Here is a 19,088-nt window from a genome sequence, read left to right on the forward strand (position 1 = left end):
CACCAACCTAACAACAAAATTTAATGGCGGCTCTTATAGAGACGAACACCGCCCGCCCACCAGTCAATACCTACGAGTTCAAGTCTATCCTGCTTATTGGCAAGGACATCTTTCCCTTCAGGTGTCATAAATAAACGAGGATTTGCCTCTGCATTTTCAAAATCAGGCAGTGCTCCCTCTACAGACAACAGAGGGGGATTACCAGTGCACATTTCTTTTAAGAGCGCTGCGGTATGTAAATCACTTAGTCCGTCATTCACCCTATATTCGGAAACCCTGTGAAATAAATCTCTAAACGTCATTACTTTTTCTTTCAGAAGTTCCAGCATAAGGTGCTCCACTTTATTCAGTCCCTTTTCTGCAGAAGGGAAATAATCGAGGTGAGTTTCCATTGCTTGCTTTAAAAAAGGAAGCGGATGTTCTTCATCATTCAACCATTGGAAAACATCCTGGTTATTCTTTGACGTATAGGCTTTCCAGCCCGATTGAGCTTCAACTAATTGGTCTGAACTTAATTGTTGTCTATATACAAAGAGATCGGATAGCTGCTTGCTATCTAATTGACCTAATCCATAGAACGGTTCAATACCAGGGTACCTGTCTATAGTCACCATGTATAGGGAAACATTTTTATCTGCGAGTTTATGTAAAAGATACATGAGCATGGTCTGATCGTAGCGGTCGTGTTCCATCCACAGACAGATCTCTGACCCTTCGGGAATGCCTTCCAATTTCATTTCTTGATTACGGCAATTTCGTATGAACAAAGGCGATGGAATTTCTAATTTCTCTTCGAAAAAAGCAGCTCTTCGACTGATCATTTCTTCACTATTCCAGGAGCAGTGAAGCGGACCCATGTCATACATTTCTCTCCAAACGATCATGTCTCCTTCGACATTTAACTTCTTGCCCACTTCATCTCCATTGACAATATGAATCATGTCAGCGCCTCCAATCATCGAGTTATTACCTTCCCTTTCTATTCTTCAAAGCAGAAATCCTTCTTCTCTCCTAATCGGAGACAACAAAAAAGACCTCATAGAGAGAGGTCCTTCAATCTTATCGTTATAATCAGCCAATCCCGCACGCAACGGAACCATTCTTTTGGAAATATTTCTGGTGATACTCTTCAGCTTCATAAAAAGTGGATGCTTCTATAACCTCTGTAACAATCGGGCGTTTAAAGATACCTTTTTCATCCCACTCATTGATTTTTTCTTCAGCGATATATTTCTGGCTGGCACCCTCATAGAAGATCACAGATCGATACTGATGTCCCACATCAATGCCTTGTTTGTTTCTGGATGTTGGATCATGGGATTCAAAGAAGATATTGATTAGTTCAGAATACGTAATAATCGTTGGATCATATTCGATTTTAATTGCTTCCGCATGACCAGTTTCACCAGATTTCACTTGTTCATAAGTGGGATTCTCAACAAAGCCACCTGTATAACCGACTCGAGTTGCTGTTACACCTTCAAATTTTTCAAAGAATGCTTCTACTCCCCAGAAACATCCTGCTCCAAAAATAGCTGTTGCCATGTCTCATCTTTCCTTTCCCTAACGCAACTTCTACCGAGAGCCTGACGGTTGTATATAACACTAAAAGACCCCTTTTCTTATCCAGTGTAAGAAAAGGGGTCGTAATTATCCGTACGATCCTCTCATCTCTTAGAATGCCTTTGCACTCTACAGGAATTGGCACCGTTCTCGTCAATCCTTAGATTGATTCGATGGTTGCCGGGCATCAAAGGGCCAGTCCCTCCGCCTCTCTGGATAAGAAGTTTCCGTTATTATTTTTATTGTAGTTCCCATCTTACAATGTTTTGATAGTGAAGTAAAGGTGAATGCTTAAAAAAATTCCATTTTTGCACATTCAGCTTTCTTTCCCTTATTGTATTCACCTGTTAGAAAGAAAATGCTAGGAAAAAGACCTAAAATGTCTACGACTGAAACATGTTATTTTTCATAGCATAAATGGCCGCCTGCGTCCTGTCGTGGAGACCGAGCTTACTAAGAATACTGCTTACATGGGTTTTGACCGTTTTTTCTGTTATGTAGAGATCAGCAGAAATTTCTTTATTGCTTTTCCCTAACGTAATTTGGTAAAGGACTTCTTTTTCCCTTTTTGTAAGCTTGAATACGGAATTGGACTCTGATTGTTTCTCTTTCTCACCTGTCATTTGTGTCAACAGCAAAGATGTGGCTTTCGGATGAAGCTGCTGTTGACCTTCTTTTGCCATACGGATGGTCTTTACTAGTTCATCTGGTTCAATATCTTTTAATTGATAGCCGACAGCTCCCGCTTGTAGAGCGGGGATTACGTGATCTTGATCGGAATAACTGGTTAAGACAACCACCTTCATGTCCGGATGTTTTTCCTTCAGCCTTTTCGTCGCTTCTACCCCATCCATTTCAGGCATCATCAAGTCCATGAGTATGACATCTGGCTGAAGTTCACCTGCAAGCCTCAAAGCTTCCTGTCCGTTTTCAGCTTCCCCGATGATGTCAATATCAGGCTGAGTATTTAAAAAGAAACGTAACCCTCTTAATACGACAAGGTGGTCATCGACCAACAACACTTTAATCTTCATGAACATTCTCCTTTTTGTTCCAAGGCAAAATCACCTTTATCCGTGTTCCTTCCCCAGACCTGCTCTCCACCTGTAAAGATCCTCCGATTAACTCTGCCCGTTCTCTCATGCTAGTTAGTCCTAAGGAACGCTTTCCGGTTTCGCGAGCAAGACGCTCAAAACCTTTTCCTGTATCTCTTATGATCATCGTCACCCCATCTTCACTTTCCTGCAATGTTATATCAACGAATTGGACACTTGCATGCTTGCTCACGTTATTTAAAGACTCTTGAGCTATACGCCACAGAGCTTCTTCAATGGTACGCGGAAAGTCGGGCACCTCTGAAACATCAAAATTCACGGTCAATCCTAGATGTTCAGCGTACTTATGAATAGCCGTTACTAGCCCCTCCTCTACACCCACGGGACGAAGCTGCCAAATCAAAGATCTCATCTCTTTGAGCGATCCCTGGGATAAGGAGAGCATTTCTTCTAAAGGCTCTGTAAGGGAAGGGAAATCCTTTGAGATTACTTCTCTTGCCCCCCGAGCAAGCAAAGAAAGAGAAAACAACTTTTGATTAACGGAATCATGAAGATCCCTGGCTAGACGTTTCCGTTCTTCATAAAGCAGCATTTCTCCACGCTGTTCCTGCAGACGTATACTTTCAAAAGCCAGTGAAATATGAGCTGCCAGGGCTTGCAGCACTTCCAAATCACTTTCACTCAGCGCTTCTGGATCAGAAGTGGCTGCAAATAAAACTCCAATATGTTCATCCTTCATGGTAATCGGGGCAGCGATGGATGAAGATCCTTCTACGATATGTGAATGGAGCTTTGTCAAAAGTGGTTTTTGCTGTTGGAAACAAGAAGTAATTTCGTTTACTTCTTCTATAGGAATGTGATCAGGCAGAGGGCTTGGAAAAAGATTAGAGCTCGAAGATCTTAACTGTAATCCGCTCCCACCTTTTGTATAGAAACCAAAATTCGGCCATGGGAATTTTTCTTTGCTTTTTTGAACCACTACATCGGTAAGAGAAGTTAATGTGGACGCCTTCCATATAAGCCTGGTCAATTCATTTAGATTCGCAAAACTTTCTGCACGCTTTTGCTGAGCGTGAAAGAGCTTCGTCCGTTTTACCGCGGTACCAATTTGATAAGCGACTGATTGCAGCAACGTTAATTCTTCCCTAGTAAAATGTTCTTTTCCTGGGGAGGCAACATTCAAGATTCCAAACCGCTCTTCTCCTGCTGACAGAGGAACAGTCGCATGATGGGTAATTCCTTTCGTATCTCCCCAGTCATATTGCACAGCGTCATCCAGTCGCTTACATTCAATAATATTAATTGGGTCCACCAAATCTCCCTTCCAATATCTGTTTAAGCAAGAACAGCTCCCCGCACACATCGGCTTTTTCTCTTCCCATGACAACGCAGGCGGTAAACGGACGTCGGCCACAAATCGGTAATGAGGTTTGTCACCAACAAGAAATATCCAGCCGGTCTCCAGTTTGGTAAGTTTCAAGAGCTTCTCTAATACCGTTTGCAGCATCTGCTCAAGGTCATTGGAACGATTTAAAGTTTCCGCTATTATTTTTAACGTATTCATTTCCTGGTCGTTTTCGTAAGACATAACTTCACCTCTTCACCGATCCTAGCTTTTAATGAATAAATAACGATTAAATTCACTTAAAATCCTGCTTATTTGTTCATACGCTTCCTCAGATAATCCGCCTATTTCTGTAAAACAATCAGGGTCAAACACAAATTGTTCCGGGATAACCAACGCATAGAGACCTCTTGCCACTGTTCGCATTTGGTTGAGAGTATTGATGCCGCCTTTTCCACCGCCAGCAACCGCAAGTAATAATATTGGTTTGTGCCGGAATGTATCACCGTCCAGGAATTCCAACGCGTTTTTTAATGATGCACTTATACCATTATGATATTCAGGAGAAAGCCAAACAAATGCATCCGCCCACTCGGTTTTTTGGCGTAATTGCTGTACTTCAGGCCATTCATCCTGTTCCTTTTCTCCATTGAATAAAGGTAAGTGAAGTTCACTCAAGTCGATCAGGTCGGCTCCTAGTTGTTCTGCAACGAGACGTGCCGCAATTCTTGTTTTCCCCGTTCTTCTCGGTGTCCCACTTATGACTACGATGTTCATGAGAAGACCTCCTTTTCTAATACCCTATGTGAAAAACAGTCTTCATTCATCGGCATTAGGAGGGTTCGAGAAATCGTAAAATAGTCTGAGCCTTCTACAACTTTAGTCTAATAGTTATACCTGGAAGAAACCAGATTTTTCTCGTGTGAAAATTCTATTGATGCGCCTCATTACGCTCAACGTCCAAACAAAAGGCGTATAGCCTTTGCTGCCAGCCCTGAACTGAAAGTCAGAATCGTATAGATCCATACCCACATAAAAAAGGTTGTGTTAAAGACGGTGAACATGAGGGTAATAGATACAAGAGCAACGATCAAAGGCATCACCCACAAATCCTTGAATGCAAAAAACCCTAAAAACCCTAAAACGATCGATGCAGCAGGAAATAAAAAGAGAACGAGCTGAATTAAACCTACCATTTTTCCACCCTCCAAGTCGTTTTAGTGTAATATTACACCAGTTTGTAGTGGCATTCAAATATATGGAAAACTGCTACCAAACAGAAAGGATGATTCTATGTACGGATTAGATGAAAAAAGAGATCAAGTTTTAAGCTTTGTTGAAGAGATTTCACTTGATGAGGCGAAGAAAAAACCCTCCGAGGATCAATGGTCGATTTTAGAAGTGCTTGAACATTTATTTTTAATGGAGCAGCTTATTGTTCATCAAATTGAACAGGCACTTAAGAGAGGAGATCAGCAGCAAACTTCTGATAAGCCGATTCATCAAACTACAAACAGGAAATACAAAGTGGAGGCGCCTGAAGCTGTCCAGCCCAAAGGTCAATTGCAGAGCCTTGAGGATGCGAAAGAAGGTCTGAAGAAAACACGTGAAGCTACTCTGTTTCTTATACATAACAAAGATACAGAGACATTAAAGAACCGGGTCTTCCCTCACCCCGCATTCGGCGATATGAATCTTGCTCAATGGATTGAATTTATAGGTTGGCATGAAATTCGTCACCTTGACCAAATGAAAGAAGTCAAAGCACAACTGAATCAATAAAGAAAACCCTTGAGCCTCTAGTGCTCAAGGGTTTTTAGGTTACTTATGATCCTTTGGTTTAACCTCTTCTCCATTTTTGCCTGAGTAACGAAGCCCCCAGCCTGTCCATGCTGCAATGAACATGACAATCAGAAGCCCCCAGCCTTGAAAGACAAAAGGAAATACTTCAGTCGGACTTATAACTGGAAGAAATTCATATTCTTCCGCGGCTCCCTGGATGGTTGCCCATGCAAGAAGGACACCTCCACTCCAAGGAAAGATATAACCAAGCGAAGATGTCACGGTATCAAGGAAGTTGGCTCTTCGATACGGGTGGATCTTCATCTCCTTTCCAAGTTTTCTTACGAACGGTGCGGCCGCAATTTCTGCTGCCGTATTAATTGTAATAAAGATATTTAAAAAGGCTACAATTCCGAACATGGAAAGTTCTGCACGTCTGACCACATTCTTAATCATACGTAAAAAGAAGTTCTTAATGACTTCCATCGTCCCTGCTACTTCCAACAGGTGCGCCGCTGCTAAAATAAACAAGATAAGGATTGCCATATTGAAGTAGCCTCCAATCCCGCTCATCAACGCTCCTTCAATCACCGCATCACCTGCGTCATTTTGATAAATGTGAATCACTTCCGTTAAAGAAGTTCCCGTTAGTATAATGAACACAATGGATACAACAATCCCCCATGACAGGGACGTAAGCAAGTGATGCCCGCTTAGAGCCAGGTAAAGGACAAGGGCAAATGGCGCTAACATGAGTAACCCGTTCGGTGAGACTTGGTTTTGCAACTGAGTGATGACTTCACGGCTGCCTTCGTCTCCGCCGCCTCCAAAAATAATGAATAAGAGCAAAGCCGGAATGGCAGCGGCAATCGAATATTTGAATCTTGAACGTACAACCCCTGGGACATCTGCTTCTTGCGTCGTTGCCGAAACAATCGTTGTATCTGAAACAGGCGCAAGGTTATCACCGAATACTGCACCACTCAAAATGGCTGCTAACAAGATGACTGGATCAGCCCCTAAAATTACTCCTGCTGGATACATTAGGATACCGAAGGTTGCTACCGTTCCATACCCAGTTCCTACAGCTGTGGCAAATAGCGCTGAAAGAAGGAAAGTAATGCCTACAAAGGCTCCTCCTTCAAGTCCTGTTTGAAATCCAACCCAGATTAATCCGTCAACAAGACCGCCTGCGGATAAAAGTTTCGCAAACATTCCCGCCCAAAACCAGGCGATAACAGCCACGACACCTACCGGCTGCGCCATACCAGATATTAAACTCTGGGCATAATCAGCCCATTTTGATTTACAGAAAAACAGGCCAAGCGCGACACCGATTACCATCCCAAGCACGAGTGATTCTTCGGTTACTAGTTCTGTCACACTCAATGTGATGGCCCAAACGATGAAGAACACTAAAGGAATCGTTGCAGCAAAAACGCCGCCTCTAAATTCAAGACGCTGAATCGATTTTTCCCCTAATGCTTCATCAATGACTTCGTTATTTTCATGATGTGCCATAAAACTTCCTCCTTAGACAAATTACTACATTATTCTAACATTCCCACTTTATCATTGGAATCGCTCCCAAAAAAACAGAGAATTTTTTCATAATTTAAAGTAAAAAAGTGGTATTAGCTTTATGAATTTATAGGTTAGTATCCCACTCTGTCCTCTGAATATAATAAAGGGCAAAATTGATAGTTATATGACACCCATTACTGTATAATATACAGTATAAGAACTATGGAGGTGAGGGGTTGGCTAAATTATTGAACTCGTTGATTACAGAAATGCGGAGAGGAGCACTGACGTTAGCCGTTTTGAGCCAGTTAGACTCTCCTCAGTACGGATATTCTCTGGTACAGCGTCTAGAAGCATCCGGTCTCGTGATCGACCAGAGTACCTTATATCCCTTACTACGCCGTCTTGAAAAACAAGAATTGGTGACGAGTACATGGGATACGACAGAAAGCCGTCCCAGAAAGTATTACATGCTGAGTGAATATGGAGAGGAAATTTTTGCCCAGTTGAAGGTAGAGTGGGAAAAAACATCACAAGAGCTTCATAACTTACTAAGGGGAGAGAAAAATGATGGATCTGATTAATCTTTATGTGTATGAAGTTACTCGGAGGCTGCCAGAGAAGATGCAGGATGATATTGCACTTGAGTTAAAGTCAACGATTCATGATATGCTTCCCGATGGCGGGTACAATGAAAAAGATGTGAAACAAGTGTTAGAAACTCTTGGAAATCCCGCTACACTTGCCAGCCGCTATAAAGACAGCCCTTCCCACTTAATCGGCAGCCCCTTCTATGAGTCCTACCTTTCTGTTTTGAAAATCACCTTGCCCATTGCACTTACCGTTGCACTCCTCTCTTTAATTGCGGCAGAAATCGTCAGTTACGATAGCCAGGAGAGCTTCATTGGAGTTTTATTAGCGATTTCCGGAAAAGTGATCAGAACCGCCATTGAAGTTGCCATCCAGACTTTTTTCTGGATTACCATTACATTTATTGTCATAGAAAGAACCGTTTCATCTGACAAACTTCCCGATACGCCATTTGGAAGGAAATGGACCCCTGAACATTTGAAAGAAACAGCCGTCATTCCGAAGAAGCGGGCCATCTCCAGATGGGAAGTATTTTTTGGACTATTGTGGACTGCCATTTGGGCTACTGTCTATTTCAAAGCAAGCCACTTGATTGCCATCTATATGTTTGGTGAAAAAGAAGGGTTTAGGCAGACCATACCGCTTTTCAATGAAGAAATATTACGATCTTATTGGCCCTTTATCGTATTATTAATTGGAGTCGAAGTAGCTTTATCGATTTACAAATGGCTAGCTCGTCAGTGGACGAATAAGTTGGCCGTAGCCAATCTTCTATCCAACCTTTTGTTCCTTGGGGTACTTTGTTTGGTGATTACAAACGACGCTCTATTTAGCACCGACGCTATGGCATTTATGTCAGATAGCTTAAATAACCATGCTGACAGAATCGTCCAATGGGCTAAATTGACGCTTATTATCACCTTTGTTGTCATTACTGGTCTCGATTCATTTGAAGGGTTCAGAAAAGCAAATAAGGGAATTGATTTAAATAAGAAACTTGATGTAAGCAAGCTATAATCCCTCACTTCCCCTAACTGGGACATCATAAAAAGCTTTCAATCTAAAGACAAACAACTAAGGATCGGAAATATTAGAAGTAATCAATTGCTCTGAATGACTTACACACATTACTCTAACAACCATAAAAAAACCGAACGATGGGAAATCTTATCAAAAACTCCCATCGTTCGGTTTTTAAAATGAATAAAACACTTTTGTCCCAGTCCCTTCTTTACCCTCTCCTAACCCATAAATGGGTAGGATTCACAGCCGCGGACTTTAGTTTTAACTTTAAAAAGTCCACCTGCTTGAGGATATTCCTGCAATTTTTCTTCACTCATGCCTTTTCTTGCTGTGGTAATGAATAATTCATTCATGTCTTTTCCACCAAACACACAGCATGTAACGTTGAGAGCTGGAACAGGGATTTCCTCTATTTTTTCACCTGAATCAGGGTTCCACCTGGAAACTCTAGCTCCGCCAAAGTGAGCAATCCACAGCATCCCTTCTTCATCAATCGTCATCCCATCAGGTGCACCCATTTCTTCTTCAAAGGAAATAATTGAAACAGGATCGCTTATTTTTCCTGTCTCTCTATCATAGTTATACCGAAATACTTGGTTTTCAGGTGTATCAATATAATACATCTTCGTTTGATCAGGCGACCAGGCGATCCCATTGGAAATACCTACCTCTGTGATCTTTTCCTTCACAGATAAGTCATCATCGAGGCAATACAGGGTTCCGCTTCGCTCCTGTTCTTCCTTATCCATCGTCCCTGCCCAAAATCTTCCGGCTGGATCACACTTCCCGTCGTTAAACCGGTTTTGAGGCAAATGTTCTTCGGGGTTATCAATCGGATCCAATTCATCTGACATCCAATTATAAAAGTAAAACCCATTCTCAAGCGCAAGCACGACTTCTCCATTTTCTCTTGGTGCAATCGCTCCAGGGATTTGTCCTATCTCGATAGTTGTGTTTTCATGCTGTACAGGATCATAACGGTGGATCTGCTTTTGTAAAATATCCACCCAGTAAAGGATTTCTTTTTCACGATCCCAACTGGGGCCTTCCCCTAACAATGATTTTGAATCTACGATGAGTTCTACAGACATGTTTCATCCTCCTAGGTCAGGTTTATATTTATCCTAACATTTATTTCCTCTTATTCCCGTAATTCCATTGTTTTGTAACTCATTCTTAAATAAAAATTTATGGAAATTTCGCACTTTTTAAGATAGCGCTTACAACATTATGAGCACTGGGTTTATTTTTAAATACGGAGGGAATACAGTGATGTCAGGGCTTAGCCAAATATTTGACTATACACATTATTCTGATAACATTATGAAAACATGGTGAAGACTTTTGTCCATCATAAATAAACAATTACAGGAAGGTGACAGTGTGACTACTCAAAGTAGAACAAACGATCATACTACTCCATTACGCCAGGACATCAGTTCCCTCGGTAAGATGTTAGGAAACATTCTCGTTCATCACGGCGGTGATGAACTGTTGAATAAAGTAGAGACCATCCGAACGCTTACTAAAGATCTGAGGAACAACCCTACTGAAAAAACATATGACCAACTAAAAGAAGAAATCCATAGCCTCGAACCACCTATGCGCGCTCAAGTGATTCGCGCGTTTTCTATCTATTTTCACCTCGTCAATATCGCTGAACAAAACCACCGTATTCGCAGACGCCGCGAATATCAACTCAGAGAAGACCACGGTGTACAGCCTTTCTCACTCGATAGTGCTGTACAAAACCTAAAAGAAAATAACTTCTCTAAAGAAGTCATTCAAGATGTACTAAACCATCTATCGTTAGAGCTGATCATTACCGCTCACCCGACAGAAGCAACAAAGCGTACCGTACTTGAAATCCAAAAACGAATTGCTACGATTCTGAAACAGCTGGATCATCCTCAATTGACGAAGCATGAAAAAGAAAGCCTGCTAGACAGCCTGCAAAATGAGGTGACCGTTCTTTGGCAGACCGATGAGCTTCGCGAGCGAAAACCAACGGTCATGGATGAAGTACGTAACGGGCTTTATTATTTCGACGAAACGCTATTTGAAGTTCTGCCAGATATTCATCAGGAGCTGGAAACGCGCTTGGAAGAAGCCTATCCTGATGAAGATTGGTCGGTACCGAACTTTTTACGTTTTGGCTCCTGGATCGGCGGTGACCGTGACGGAAATCCAAATGTTACCCCAGATGTAACGTGGAAGACACTTCAAAAGCAGCGTGAGCTTGTTTTGAAAAAATATGAAGGGGTCATCATTGAACTGATGAAACGATTCAGCCACTCTACATCACAGATAGAGGTATCTGAAAAGCTGATTCGATCTGTCAAGGAGCAAGAAAGTCTGCTTCCTAATGACAAAAAATGGCGTGCGGATAAAGAAATCTATCGTCGTAAATTTGCAATCATCTTAGAACGGCTGCGCCAGGTCGGAAAATCTGAAACAGGTTACCAGTATGCTGATGAGTTGCTGGAAGATTTAAAACAGATTCAGGAAAGCGCAGTTACCCACCAGCCAGGAAAAGGCGAGTTGAAAAAATTACGTAAACTGGTTCGACAAGTGGAACTGTTCGGGTTCCATTTAGCTACACTTGATATTCGAAACCATAGTGGTGAACATGAATCAGCCATTGCCGAACTTCTGAAAAAAGTCGGCATCGTTGAAGACTATAGTTCACTTGAAGAAAGTGAAAAATTGAAGGTGCTTCAAGATGTTCTGAAAGACCCGCGTCCTATTTCTCTGTTGAATGAGGATTATTCTGAGTCAACTCAGGAAATGCTGAAAGTCTTTCAAATGATCCGCGAAGCACATATTGAATTCGGAAGACGCTCAATCGAAGTGTATTTGATCAGTATGACCGAATCGGCAAGCGACTTGCTTGAAGTCCTTGTCCTTGCTAAAGAGGCAGGTATTTATCGTCTTCATACGGACGGGACAGTGGAAAGTAACATCAATGTAGCTCCACTCCTTGAAACGGTCGACGACCTCGTTGCAGGACCTGAAATATTGAAAACACTCTTTGAAATGGATGTTTACAACAAACACTTGGCTGAGCATGACAATCATCAGGAGATCATGCTGGGATATTCAGATGGAAGTAAAGATGGCGGAACATTGACGGCAAACTGGCGTCTTTACAAAGCCCAGCTTGAGATTCATGACATGGCCCGCGAATACAATGTGGGACTTAAGTTCTTCCACGGCCGTGGTGGCTCCCTTGGACGTGGCGGCGGCCCGCTCAATCGCAGTCTTCTTTCTCAACCAGTAGAAACTCTAGGGGACAGTGTGAAAATTACAGAACAAGGGGAAGTATTATCTTCCAGGTACATGCTTACTGACATTGCGTACCGCAGTCTTGAACAAGCTGCTTCCACACTCCTGGAAGGGGCTGCAAATGTTTCCCAAGAATCTGAGCAGGGCCACCACCGTGAAGAAATATGGGAAAAAGCAATGGAAGAAATCTCAGAAGTTTCTCTTAAGAAATATCAGTCTCTTGTCTTCGGAGATAAAGATTTCTTAACCTACTTTAATGAAGCGACGCCACTGCAGGAAATCAGTGAATTGAACATTGGTTCCCGCCCAATGAAACGGAAAGACAGTTCGAAGTTTGAAAACCTGCGCGCGATCCCGTGGGTTTTTGCGTGGACACAAAACCGCCAGCTGATTCCAGCCTGGTATGCTTCAGGAGCAGGCCTATCACACTATGCTTCTCAAAGTGATGAACATCTGGCTCAGCTGAAACAAATGTATGAAAGCTGGCCTTTCTTCCGCACAACTATCAATAACTTGCAGATGGCCTTGACAAAAGCTGATATTCAAACTGCAAAAGAATACAAGGAACTTGTCAATGATCAGGAAGTTGGCGAACGTATCTTCAATACAATTGTTGAGGAATATGATCGCACGAAGGAAGTGCTATTGCAGATTTCAGGGGATCAGGAGCTATTGGATCACCAGCCGACCATCAAAGATTCAGTACGACTGCGTAATCCATATGTTGATCCGCTGAACTTCTTACAAGTGGAGTTAATTAAGGAGCTCCGCCAAAACGAAGATATCAACGATGACATTTTAACTGAGGTGCTGCTGACCATCAGTGGAATTGCAGCTGGTCTTCGTAATACAGGTTGATCGAATAAAAAACTGTTGGCACAAATGCCAACAGTTTTTTATGTTTTTCCTTATTTTTTGAAAGGGACATAGATAAAGACTGATGCAGTCATTAATACAATTTACCCTGACGGTACATAATGGTTGAAAGTTTCATTACTGCATGAATGTAACTATTTTGCCTCAATGGAAATGGATCCCCAAAAAATTGTGGAAGAATCGTATCCATCGTATTCTTCATTCTATCGAAGAGACGCTGGTAAACTTCGTCCTCTGTCATAAACTGCGCTTCTCTTCCTTGAATCCATTCATAATACGATACGATCACACCACCGGCATTGGCTAAAATATCAGGGACAATCAAGACCCCTTTATCAGCAAGGTATTTGTCTGCAACTTCCGTGATTGGTCCATTTGCACCCTCGATAATTAGACGAGCCTGAATATCCTCCATATTATCCTCATGAATTTGATCTTCTAAAGCAGCTAAAAGAAGAACATCGACATCCAAAGTGAGTAAGTCATCGCGTTCCCGTATCTCCGCTTTAATGTCATGGTTTTGAAGGGCTTCTTCATTAGTAGGCAGATCACCGTCATTTTCTTTGGTGAACTTTACTATTGCAGGAATGTCTAAACCATCCTCATTGTATATCATGACATTGTGATCGCTGACAGCGACAATTTTGTTTTGTAAATAACTACATTTGTATGCCTCTAAGGCTGCTACAGATCCCAAATTACCAAAACCTTGGACAGCCATAGTCAGTTTTTGTTCGTAATGATCAAGAGCTGTGTTGGCGAATATATTTTCCGTTTCACTAAGCCACTTTTTATTTTCCTTCACGTAATTGTGCATCATATAGCGGAACGTATAGTAAACACCTTTGCCGGTTGCCTCTCTTCGTCCTAATGAGCCGCCGTTAACAATACTTTTACCCGTAAAGCTGTTCCGATAAGGCTGACCCGGGTGTGTATTCTTATATTCTCCCATCATCCAGTCCATTTCTCTTTCTCCTGTACCTACATCAGGAGCAGGGATATCTTTATCCGGGCCCAGAATGTCTTCGAAATATTGGACGTATTTTTTACAGATTAGGTTGAGTTCTTTAATTGTGTATTCTTTTGGATTAATAACAACGCCGCCTTTTCCTCCGCCAAAAGGGAGTTCATGCAGCGCATTTTTTAAAGTCATCAGTTTAGCTAAATTCGATACTTCTCCTTCGTTGACGGATTCGTGAAAACGAACGCCGCCTTTGTAAGGTCCAACTGTGTCACTATGCTGGACACGGAAAGAAGGAATTCGTACAATCGTTCCATTCTCCAACGTAATCCTCAGAAAGGATTTATGTATGTGGTTAGGTGTCGAAAGCAATGCGACAAGTGATTTAAACGCCTGTTCACGTGTCTGTGCCTGTAAATCAGGTAAAAAGGTTTCGTCTTCCATAAGAGCTTTTAAAGATTCTTCGATAATGTTTTGCTGCTTCTGCATAGTTCCGATTCCTCCGTTCTATTCATTTGGTCCTACGTCATTCTTCCTTATCTAAGGATATGTTTCCCTAAATCTGGTGGATGAAACGTTTTCCGGAGGATTCGTCCCTTATGAGATTTCTTAATTTTCGGAGAAGCATATATAGAAACTCATCAGCTTTAAGCTTTATAATACCTTCTCAAAGCATATGTATGCCTGATGATCTATTGGTTTTGAGTTGAAAAAGACGCTGCCTCTTTTCTTATAACCTAGCTTTCTATATAGCTGTAAAGCCATCACGTTTCCCTTAAAGCCATCGAGTCTGACGCTGTCATATCCTTTATCCATGGCATATGCCTCACAAAGCTTTACGAAAGCAGTACCCAGCCCTTTTCCTTGTAATGTTGGGCTAATCATTAAAGAGTGGATGACCGTTGGATTTTCCTTTTCCCAGGGTATGACTTTCCATTCCTGTGATTGCCACTCGCTTAGAACAACATGGCCAAGTATAGAACTATTGCCCATAAGAACGTAAAGCCACTCATTTTCTATACATTCATCGAAGTATGCTTTGTTTGGATAGGACTCGTCCCATTGTAGAATTCCTTGTTTCAAAAGGGTCTTACGGCAGGTCAAATAGATCGTATTTATTTCATCTAGCATTTCAATCTCAGCTTTCACAAACTTATAACACATGTCATTCATATCAATTTCTCCTCTGTCTTTACGTAAGGATTAGTATTCGACAGGGCCTTGTATTTTCCTTTATAAAATAAACTATTAAGGTTTTGTAAGAATAGGATTCGATCTCCTTAAGCTTACGCTTAGAAGAACAACGACTTGTGAAAGAGTAAAAAATAAACAGCCCAGCTTGTAATTTTAAAACTGGACTGTTTTCGTTCAACTATGGAACAGTTACCCCATAATGTTGTAACCGGAATCGACGTAGACAATCTCACCTGTCACTCCACGGGAAAGGTGACTCATCATCGCAATTGTCATATCTCCGACTTCTTCCTGCGTCACGTTTTTTCTGAGTGGTGCGGTCTTTTCAATTTTGCTAAGAATTTCATTGAACGATGGAACGCCTTTCGCTGCAAGCGTTCTTACCGCTCCTGCGGAAATTGCGTTTACACGAATATTATCTTTTCCTAAATCAGAGGCCAGATAACGGACAGATGCTTCTAATGAAGCTTTTGCTACACCCATAACATTGTAGCCATCTACAACACGTTCAGCCCCTAGGTAACTCATAGCAATTAAAGATCCGCCTTCTTTCATCAAAGATCGGCTTGCTTTGGCTACAGCTACAAGCGAATAAGCACTTGTATCCTGGGCAAAAGCAAATCCGTCTCTTGACGTTTCAACGAAATCTCCTTTGAGATCCTCTGCATGTGCAAACGCGATGGAATGAACGACACCGTGGATGCAGTCTACTTCTTCACCAATCTTCTTAAATGCTTCCTGGATGCTTTCATCTGTGTTTACATCACACTGAACAATCATTTTGGCTTCCAAGCTATGCTCTTCCAGGAGTTTCTGCAGCTTCGTATAAGAACGTTCTTTTCTATATGTAAAAATGACATTTGCCCCTGCTTGATAAAGAGACTTAGCCACTCCCCATGCCAGGCTGCGTTTATTAGCAACCCCCATGACAACGATGTTTTTATCTTTCAATTTTAATAAATCTTCCATGTCAACCTCCAGAAATAGTTGATTTAGCACCTGGTACTAATCTTAGTATAGCATAAATGCGTCCCTTCTATCCTCCGTCTTTTTTGCAAGTGCTAGTTAAGGAACAATAGTTCTGAGCTACGGAACAATCATTTGGTGTTAAGTGACAATCCCATCCAGAACAGGAACAATACGCAACCTAAAGGGAACAAAAAGTAACAACGCCGCTTACATCAACTCAATATGACAGAATCTGCCGGTCATCGTATAAAAAGGATCGGAAGTCTGGACGTGAACTTGCCGCTGAAATATGGGGCCACCATAAACAAACGTATGAAATTCGCCATTTTCCCCACAAGGGTCCACTCCTTTTGGGAGCTTGCTCAGGAACTCTTTATCATACGGAAGCCCGACAAGCGCTTCAGAAACCTTCTCCACATCTATTGTAGTTACAATTGCCTGAAATCCTTGATTTAAAAAGTGCTCTGCGACTTTTTCTGTATCTCTTTTCCAAAGGGGGTACCAGGACTCCATATTGAATTTGGCAATCAGGCGGTCACGGTAGTTCCTAATGTCCTCAAGAAACAAGTCTGCATAAACAATGGTTTGTATACCTTGCATTTGCCATTGTTCAAACTGTTGTCCGAGCGTTTCTTCATATTGTTCGTTCGTTGCTTTGTCAGGCATTTCAATTTCATACAATGGAAGCCCGATGAAGTTCGCTTGCTTTTTTATCAAGGATCTCTTCACCTCATGGATCGGCAAGCGAGAAGACTGTTTGGAGAAAGTCGAGAAAAGACCCTTCACTTCAAAGCGTTCATCATTCATCACCTCATACAAAGCAAGAGCACTGTCTTTTCCACCGCTCCATGAAACAATTACAGGTTTCATATCTTGCCTCCTTTCTCTCACTTACTTCTAAAATAACATAGAAAAAACCTCTGCCCTTAATAGGCAGAGATTGTTATGACTTTCCTGTCCAGTAAGCACCGTCTTCCATATGGACGAAGGGGATATCGGTATCCACCTCTCCGTGAATTTTTGCTTGAGCCAAGTCATCACCCTGGAGCCAGTTATTAAAATCAAATTCCACAGGGGTTTGATCGCCTCCAAGCGCAAACCACGCTTTCTTTTCTCTCGGTAAATAACCTGATGTATGAATAGTTCCAGCCCAGCTGCTGTAAAGCTTGGAGAATACTCCACCGTCTGTATCGTTCATCAGACGGAATGCATCGTAGGCAGTCTTCAACGAATTCCGGTTGGATTGGATGGCATCCATGCGTTTCAGCGAATCCACAAGATGGTTGCGGTTTTCCTTTTTCATGATTTCAAAATGATTGGTGCAAACATTTGCCTCCCTTACTTCTACGCCTCTGGGAGAAGCTTCGACGACGAAGGTTTGATTTGTAGAATCGAATACAGTGTAGCTAAACGAATGCCGGTGCGGGATTTCCCTTAGCATCGTCACTGCCTCTTCCACATTAGCACAGGACTCCAGCACAAGACGTCCAATCATACAGCAGATAAATCCGTCTCCAGGACGCTTCCGATGCATGAAATTATAGCCCATGACCAATCCCTTTTCATTCATGCCATCCATTCGACCAGTAATCCGCTGGGTGGGACCAATAATCGCATAGCCTTGGTCAGTCGGCTGGAAAAAGCTGTACCGGCCTTCATACGTTTTCGGCATATAATCGTAATTACGGATGAAATACCCATCTCCTGTCATAATCGAACATCCCGAGCGCTTATAATCGATCCTGTAGCCGCCAAATTCCATCAAAACTCTATCCATCGGCCATTCCAAGGCGTCACGAAGTCCAAGCAGCTCTTCCCAAACTCCCGGAGCGAAGCGGGTAATGGCTTCTCTTACTTCACTCTCTTCTACAGTGAAGCGCGGTTTTCTCACTTTCCATTGCTTGACCCTATTTTTGACTGTCCAGGAATCCCGCAGCTTTCCTCCTTGCCAGTATCCAAAATCATAGTGTGTCCCTCTAAACTGTAAGATGTCGCTATGTATGTATTTCATGAAGATTCCCTTTCTCGGTTGTTTGATTTAATCTACTTTATCATGCTTCATTTCCTTCAATAAAGCCAAAAGCTCTTCATTTTGTTCGACTTGTTTGTCTGTATTCTTTTTGATCATTCGAATCCAGCGGATGACGAGAGCGATGAAAAGAATAAAGGCTAAATAGATGAGTACTCCAATAGGCGCCATTTCTCCTCCTCCTCTCTATACTTCCTTTTTTATATCTTCTTGAACCTCTTTGATTAACTCAGGATTTTCGTTAATTATTTTTCCGATGTAAAAAAAACCGCCTATAATGACAAACGTAATTCCCCAATTGATGATTTGGCGAAGAATAATTCCTTTATCAAAAGCTTCTACACCGTATTTAATGATCAGCCAATATTTGATTGTAGCAAGCAAAAGATCCTGAATGGCAAAAGCCACTACGATCCAATTAAAAAGATGGAACAGTTTCTTTTTATGGAATAACCGGCGGGTGAAATCTCTGTTATATCCTTGAAGTTCACTGAAATCAAGAGCAAAATAAAGTGCGATCGGCTTCTTGATGACGATAGTGAATAAGAATAATAAAGCTAATACATAGGCATAGATTACGTTGTTCCAAAGCAATTGAATAGCAGACCCTGCCAATACATCAATCAACGTACCAACAATGAGAGTAGAAATCATATAAATCCCGAAAATGTTCACTTTTTTCAAGGCAATGAATCGATAGATAGTGTAAATAATCCCAGGGATCGAGGAGAGCAGCATCGCATAGTAATCCCCAATATAGTCTCTAGAGAGGTTCCACACCGCCAAAGGGAAGACAACATAACAAATCAGATCAAGTACTATAAACTTGCTTTGCTTCAAACGAATCTGCCTCCTTCTCCCATCTTTATGTATTACTATACGCGATGAAGG

At 41.9% G+C, this 19,088-nt stretch carries 19 protein-coding genes and 1 riboswitch; of the genes, 4 read left to right on the forward strand and 15 right to left on the reverse strand.

The features are described from left to right. Positions 1–20: 20 nt before the first annotated feature. The 6 genes from HM131_RS17075 to HM131_RS17100 form a co-directional block, all read right to left on the reverse strand. Positions 21–941: a DUF1835 domain-containing protein gene (locus HM131_RS17075; RefSeq protein WP_198162660.1), complete on the reverse strand. Its 921-nt coding sequence runs from the start codon at positions 939–941 to the stop codon at positions 21–23. A 130-nt stretch (positions 942–1,071) separates the two neighbouring features. Next, on the reverse strand, positions 1,072–1,545 hold the full coding sequence (gene msrA / locus HM131_RS17080; RefSeq protein WP_085030903.1) for a peptide-methionine (S)-S-oxide reductase MsrA: 474 nt from the start codon (positions 1,543–1,545) through the stop codon (positions 1,072–1,074). A 119-nt stretch (positions 1,546–1,664) separates the two neighbouring features. After that, a riboswitch (SAM riboswitch) is annotated at positions 1,665–1,786 on the reverse strand. Between the two features lie 160 nt (positions 1,787–1,946). Next, complete coding sequence (locus HM131_RS17085; RefSeq protein ID WP_085030904.1) at positions 1,947–2,597, reverse strand: response regulator; 651 nt, start codon at positions 2,595–2,597, stop codon at positions 1,947–1,949. Beyond that, entirely contained in the window at positions 2,587–4,206 is a 1,620-nt protein-coding gene (locus tag HM131_RS17090; protein ID WP_085030905.1) for a GAF domain-containing sensor histidine kinase, read from the reverse strand. Before HM131_RS17090 ends, HM131_RS17085 begins: the two co-directional genes overlap by 11 nt. A gap of 21 nt (positions 4,207–4,227) precedes the next feature. Next, a complete protein-coding gene (locus tag HM131_RS17095) occupies positions 4,228–4,740 on the reverse strand; it encodes an NADPH-dependent FMN reductase (RefSeq protein WP_085030906.1) in 513 nt (170 codons plus the stop codon). A 176-nt stretch (positions 4,741–4,916) separates the two neighbouring features. Next, positions 4,917–5,159, reverse strand: coding sequence for a DUF2651 family protein (locus HM131_RS17100; RefSeq protein ID WP_085030907.1), 243 nt, complete (start codon positions 5,157–5,159; stop codon positions 4,917–4,919). A 97-nt stretch (positions 5,160–5,256) separates the two neighbouring features. On the opposite strand from HM131_RS17100, the gene HM131_RS17105 reads away from it, so the two are divergent. Further along, the gene (locus HM131_RS17105; RefSeq protein WP_085030908.1) at positions 5,257–5,745 is read left to right on the forward strand and encodes a DinB family protein; all 489 of its coding nucleotides are present in this window, start codon (positions 5,257–5,259) and stop codon (positions 5,743–5,745) included. 39 nt (positions 5,746–5,784) lie between these two features. Here the strand turns inward: HM131_RS17105 and HM131_RS17110 are convergent, their stop codons facing one another. Beyond that, positions 5,785–7,266, reverse strand: a complete 1,482-nt coding sequence (locus HM131_RS17110) for a Na+/H+ antiporter NhaC family protein (RefSeq protein ID WP_085030909.1) — start codon at positions 7,264–7,266, stop codon at positions 5,785–5,787. A gap of 239 nt (positions 7,267–7,505) precedes the next feature. Between HM131_RS17110 and HM131_RS17115 the strand changes: the two genes are divergently transcribed. Together HM131_RS17115 and HM131_RS17120 are read left to right on the forward strand one after the other, a co-directional pair. Further along, a complete protein-coding gene (locus tag HM131_RS17115) occupies positions 7,506–7,853 on the forward strand; it encodes a PadR family transcriptional regulator (RefSeq protein WP_157130856.1) in 348 nt (115 codons plus the stop codon). Beyond that, positions 7,837–8,877: a hypothetical protein gene (locus HM131_RS17120; protein ID WP_085030910.1), complete on the forward strand. Its 1,041-nt coding sequence runs from the start codon at positions 7,837–7,839 to the stop codon at positions 8,875–8,877. The genes HM131_RS17115 and HM131_RS17120 overlap by 17 nt, the downstream gene beginning before the upstream one ends. Positions 8,878–9,101: 224 nt before the next feature. Here the strand turns inward: HM131_RS17120 and HM131_RS17125 are convergent, their stop codons facing one another. Continuing rightward, positions 9,102–9,974, reverse strand: a complete 873-nt coding sequence (locus HM131_RS17125; protein ID WP_085030911.1) for an SMP-30/gluconolactonase/LRE family protein — start codon at positions 9,972–9,974, stop codon at positions 9,102–9,104. Between the two features lie 292 nt (positions 9,975–10,266). Between HM131_RS17125 and ppc the strand changes: the two genes are divergently transcribed. Continuing rightward, positions 10,267–13,026: a phosphoenolpyruvate carboxylase gene (ppc, locus tag HM131_RS17130; protein WP_085030912.1), complete on the forward strand. Its 2,760-nt coding sequence runs from the start codon at positions 10,267–10,269 to the stop codon at positions 13,024–13,026. Positions 13,027–13,117: 91 nt separating this feature from the next. Here ppc and HM131_RS17135 read toward each other — a convergent pair whose 3' ends face one another. From HM131_RS17135 to HM131_RS17160, 7 genes are all read right to left on the reverse strand, one after another. Continuing rightward, positions 13,118–14,494: a Glu/Leu/Phe/Val family dehydrogenase gene (locus tag HM131_RS17135; RefSeq protein ID WP_085030913.1), complete on the reverse strand. Its 1,377-nt coding sequence runs from the start codon at positions 14,492–14,494 to the stop codon at positions 13,118–13,120. Between the two features lie 165 nt (positions 14,495–14,659). Next, positions 14,660–15,178, reverse strand: a complete 519-nt coding sequence (locus tag HM131_RS17140; RefSeq protein WP_085030914.1) for a GNAT family N-acetyltransferase — start codon at positions 15,176–15,178, stop codon at positions 14,660–14,662. A 210-nt stretch (positions 15,179–15,388) separates the two neighbouring features. Continuing rightward, positions 15,389–16,168 (reverse strand): enoyl-ACP reductase FabI, encoded by a 780-nt coding sequence (gene fabI / locus HM131_RS17145; RefSeq protein ID WP_085030915.1) that lies wholly within the window; start codon positions 16,166–16,168, stop codon positions 15,389–15,391. A 207-nt stretch (positions 16,169–16,375) separates the two neighbouring features. Beyond that, a complete protein-coding gene (locus tag HM131_RS17150) occupies positions 16,376–17,038 on the reverse strand; it encodes a Dph6-related ATP pyrophosphatase (protein ID WP_085030916.1) in 663 nt (220 codons plus the stop codon). Positions 17,039–17,111: 73 nt separating this feature from the next. After that, on the reverse strand, positions 17,112–18,179 hold the full coding sequence (locus HM131_RS17155) for a C45 family autoproteolytic acyltransferase/hydrolase (protein ID WP_085030917.1): 1,068 nt from the start codon (positions 18,177–18,179) through the stop codon (positions 17,112–17,114). A gap of 27 nt (positions 18,180–18,206) precedes the next feature. Further along, complete coding sequence (locus HM131_RS20985) at positions 18,207–18,368, reverse strand: hypothetical protein (protein ID WP_198162661.1); 162 nt, start codon at positions 18,366–18,368, stop codon at positions 18,207–18,209. 15 nt (positions 18,369–18,383) lie between these two features. After that, entirely contained in the window at positions 18,384–19,037 is a 654-nt protein-coding gene (locus tag HM131_RS17160) for a VC0807 family protein (RefSeq protein WP_198162662.1), read from the reverse strand. Positions 19,038–19,088 lie beyond the last annotated feature (51 nt).

Origin of the sequence: Halobacillus mangrovi (genome assembly GCF_002097535.1) — a bacterium.
GTDB lineage: Bacteria > Bacillota > Bacilli > Bacillales > Halobacillaceae > Halobacillus > Halobacillus mangrovi_A.

Excerpts from the sequence above, each read along its gene's own strand:
- msrA (WP_085030903.1), bottom strand. The coding sequence starts at position 1,545 with ATGGCAACAGCTATTTTTGGAGCAGGATGTTTCTGGGGAGTAGAAGCA.
- HM131_RS17110 (WP_085030909.1), bottom strand. The coding sequence starts at position 7,266 with ATGGCACATCATGAAAATAACGAAGTCATTGATGAAGCATTAGGGGAA.
- HM131_RS17090 (WP_085030905.1), bottom strand. The coding sequence starts at position 4,206 with ATGTCTTACGAAAACGACCAGGAAATGAATACGTTAAAAATAATAGCG.
- fabI (WP_085030915.1), bottom strand. The coding sequence starts at position 16,168 with ATGGAAGATTTATTAAAATTGAAAGATAAAAACATCGTTGTCATGGGG.
- HM131_RS17075 (WP_198162660.1), bottom strand. The coding sequence starts at position 941 with ATGATTCATATTGTCAATGGAGATGAAGTGGGCAAGAAGTTAAATGTC.
- HM131_RS17100 (WP_085030907.1), bottom strand. The coding sequence starts at position 5,159 with ATGGTAGGTTTAATTCAGCTCGTTCTCTTTTTATTTCCTGCTGCATCG.
- HM131_RS20985 (WP_198162661.1), bottom strand. The coding sequence starts at position 18,368 with ATGGCGCCTATTGGAGTACTCATCTATTTAGCCTTTATTCTTTTCATC.
- HM131_RS17105 (WP_085030908.1), top strand. The coding sequence starts at position 5,257 with ATGTACGGATTAGATGAAAAAAGAGATCAAGTTTTAAGCTTTGTTGAA.
- HM131_RS17150 (WP_085030916.1), bottom strand. The coding sequence starts at position 17,038 with ATGAAACCTGTAATTGTTTCATGGAGCGGTGGAAAAGACAGTGCTCTT.
- HM131_RS17095 (WP_085030906.1), bottom strand. The coding sequence starts at position 4,740 with ATGAACATCGTAGTCATAAGTGGGACACCGAGAAGAACGGGGAAAACA.
- HM131_RS17125 (WP_085030911.1), bottom strand. The coding sequence starts at position 9,974 with ATGTCTGTAGAACTCATCGTAGATTCAAAATCATTGTTAGGGGAAGGC.
- HM131_RS17155 (WP_085030917.1), bottom strand. The coding sequence starts at position 18,179 with ATGAAATACATACATAGCGACATCTTACAGTTTAGAGGGACACACTAT.
- HM131_RS17135 (WP_085030913.1), bottom strand. The coding sequence starts at position 14,494 with ATGCAGAAGCAGCAAAACATTATCGAAGAATCTTTAAAAGCTCTTATG.
- HM131_RS17120 (WP_085030910.1), top strand. The coding sequence starts at position 7,837 with ATGATGGATCTGATTAATCTTTATGTGTATGAAGTTACTCGGAGGCTG.
- HM131_RS17085 (WP_085030904.1), bottom strand. The coding sequence starts at position 2,597 with ATGAAGATTAAAGTGTTGTTGGTCGATGACCACCTTGTCGTATTAAGA.
- HM131_RS17140 (WP_085030914.1), bottom strand. The coding sequence starts at position 15,178 with ATGAATGACATGTGTTATAAGTTTGTGAAAGCTGAGATTGAAATGCTA.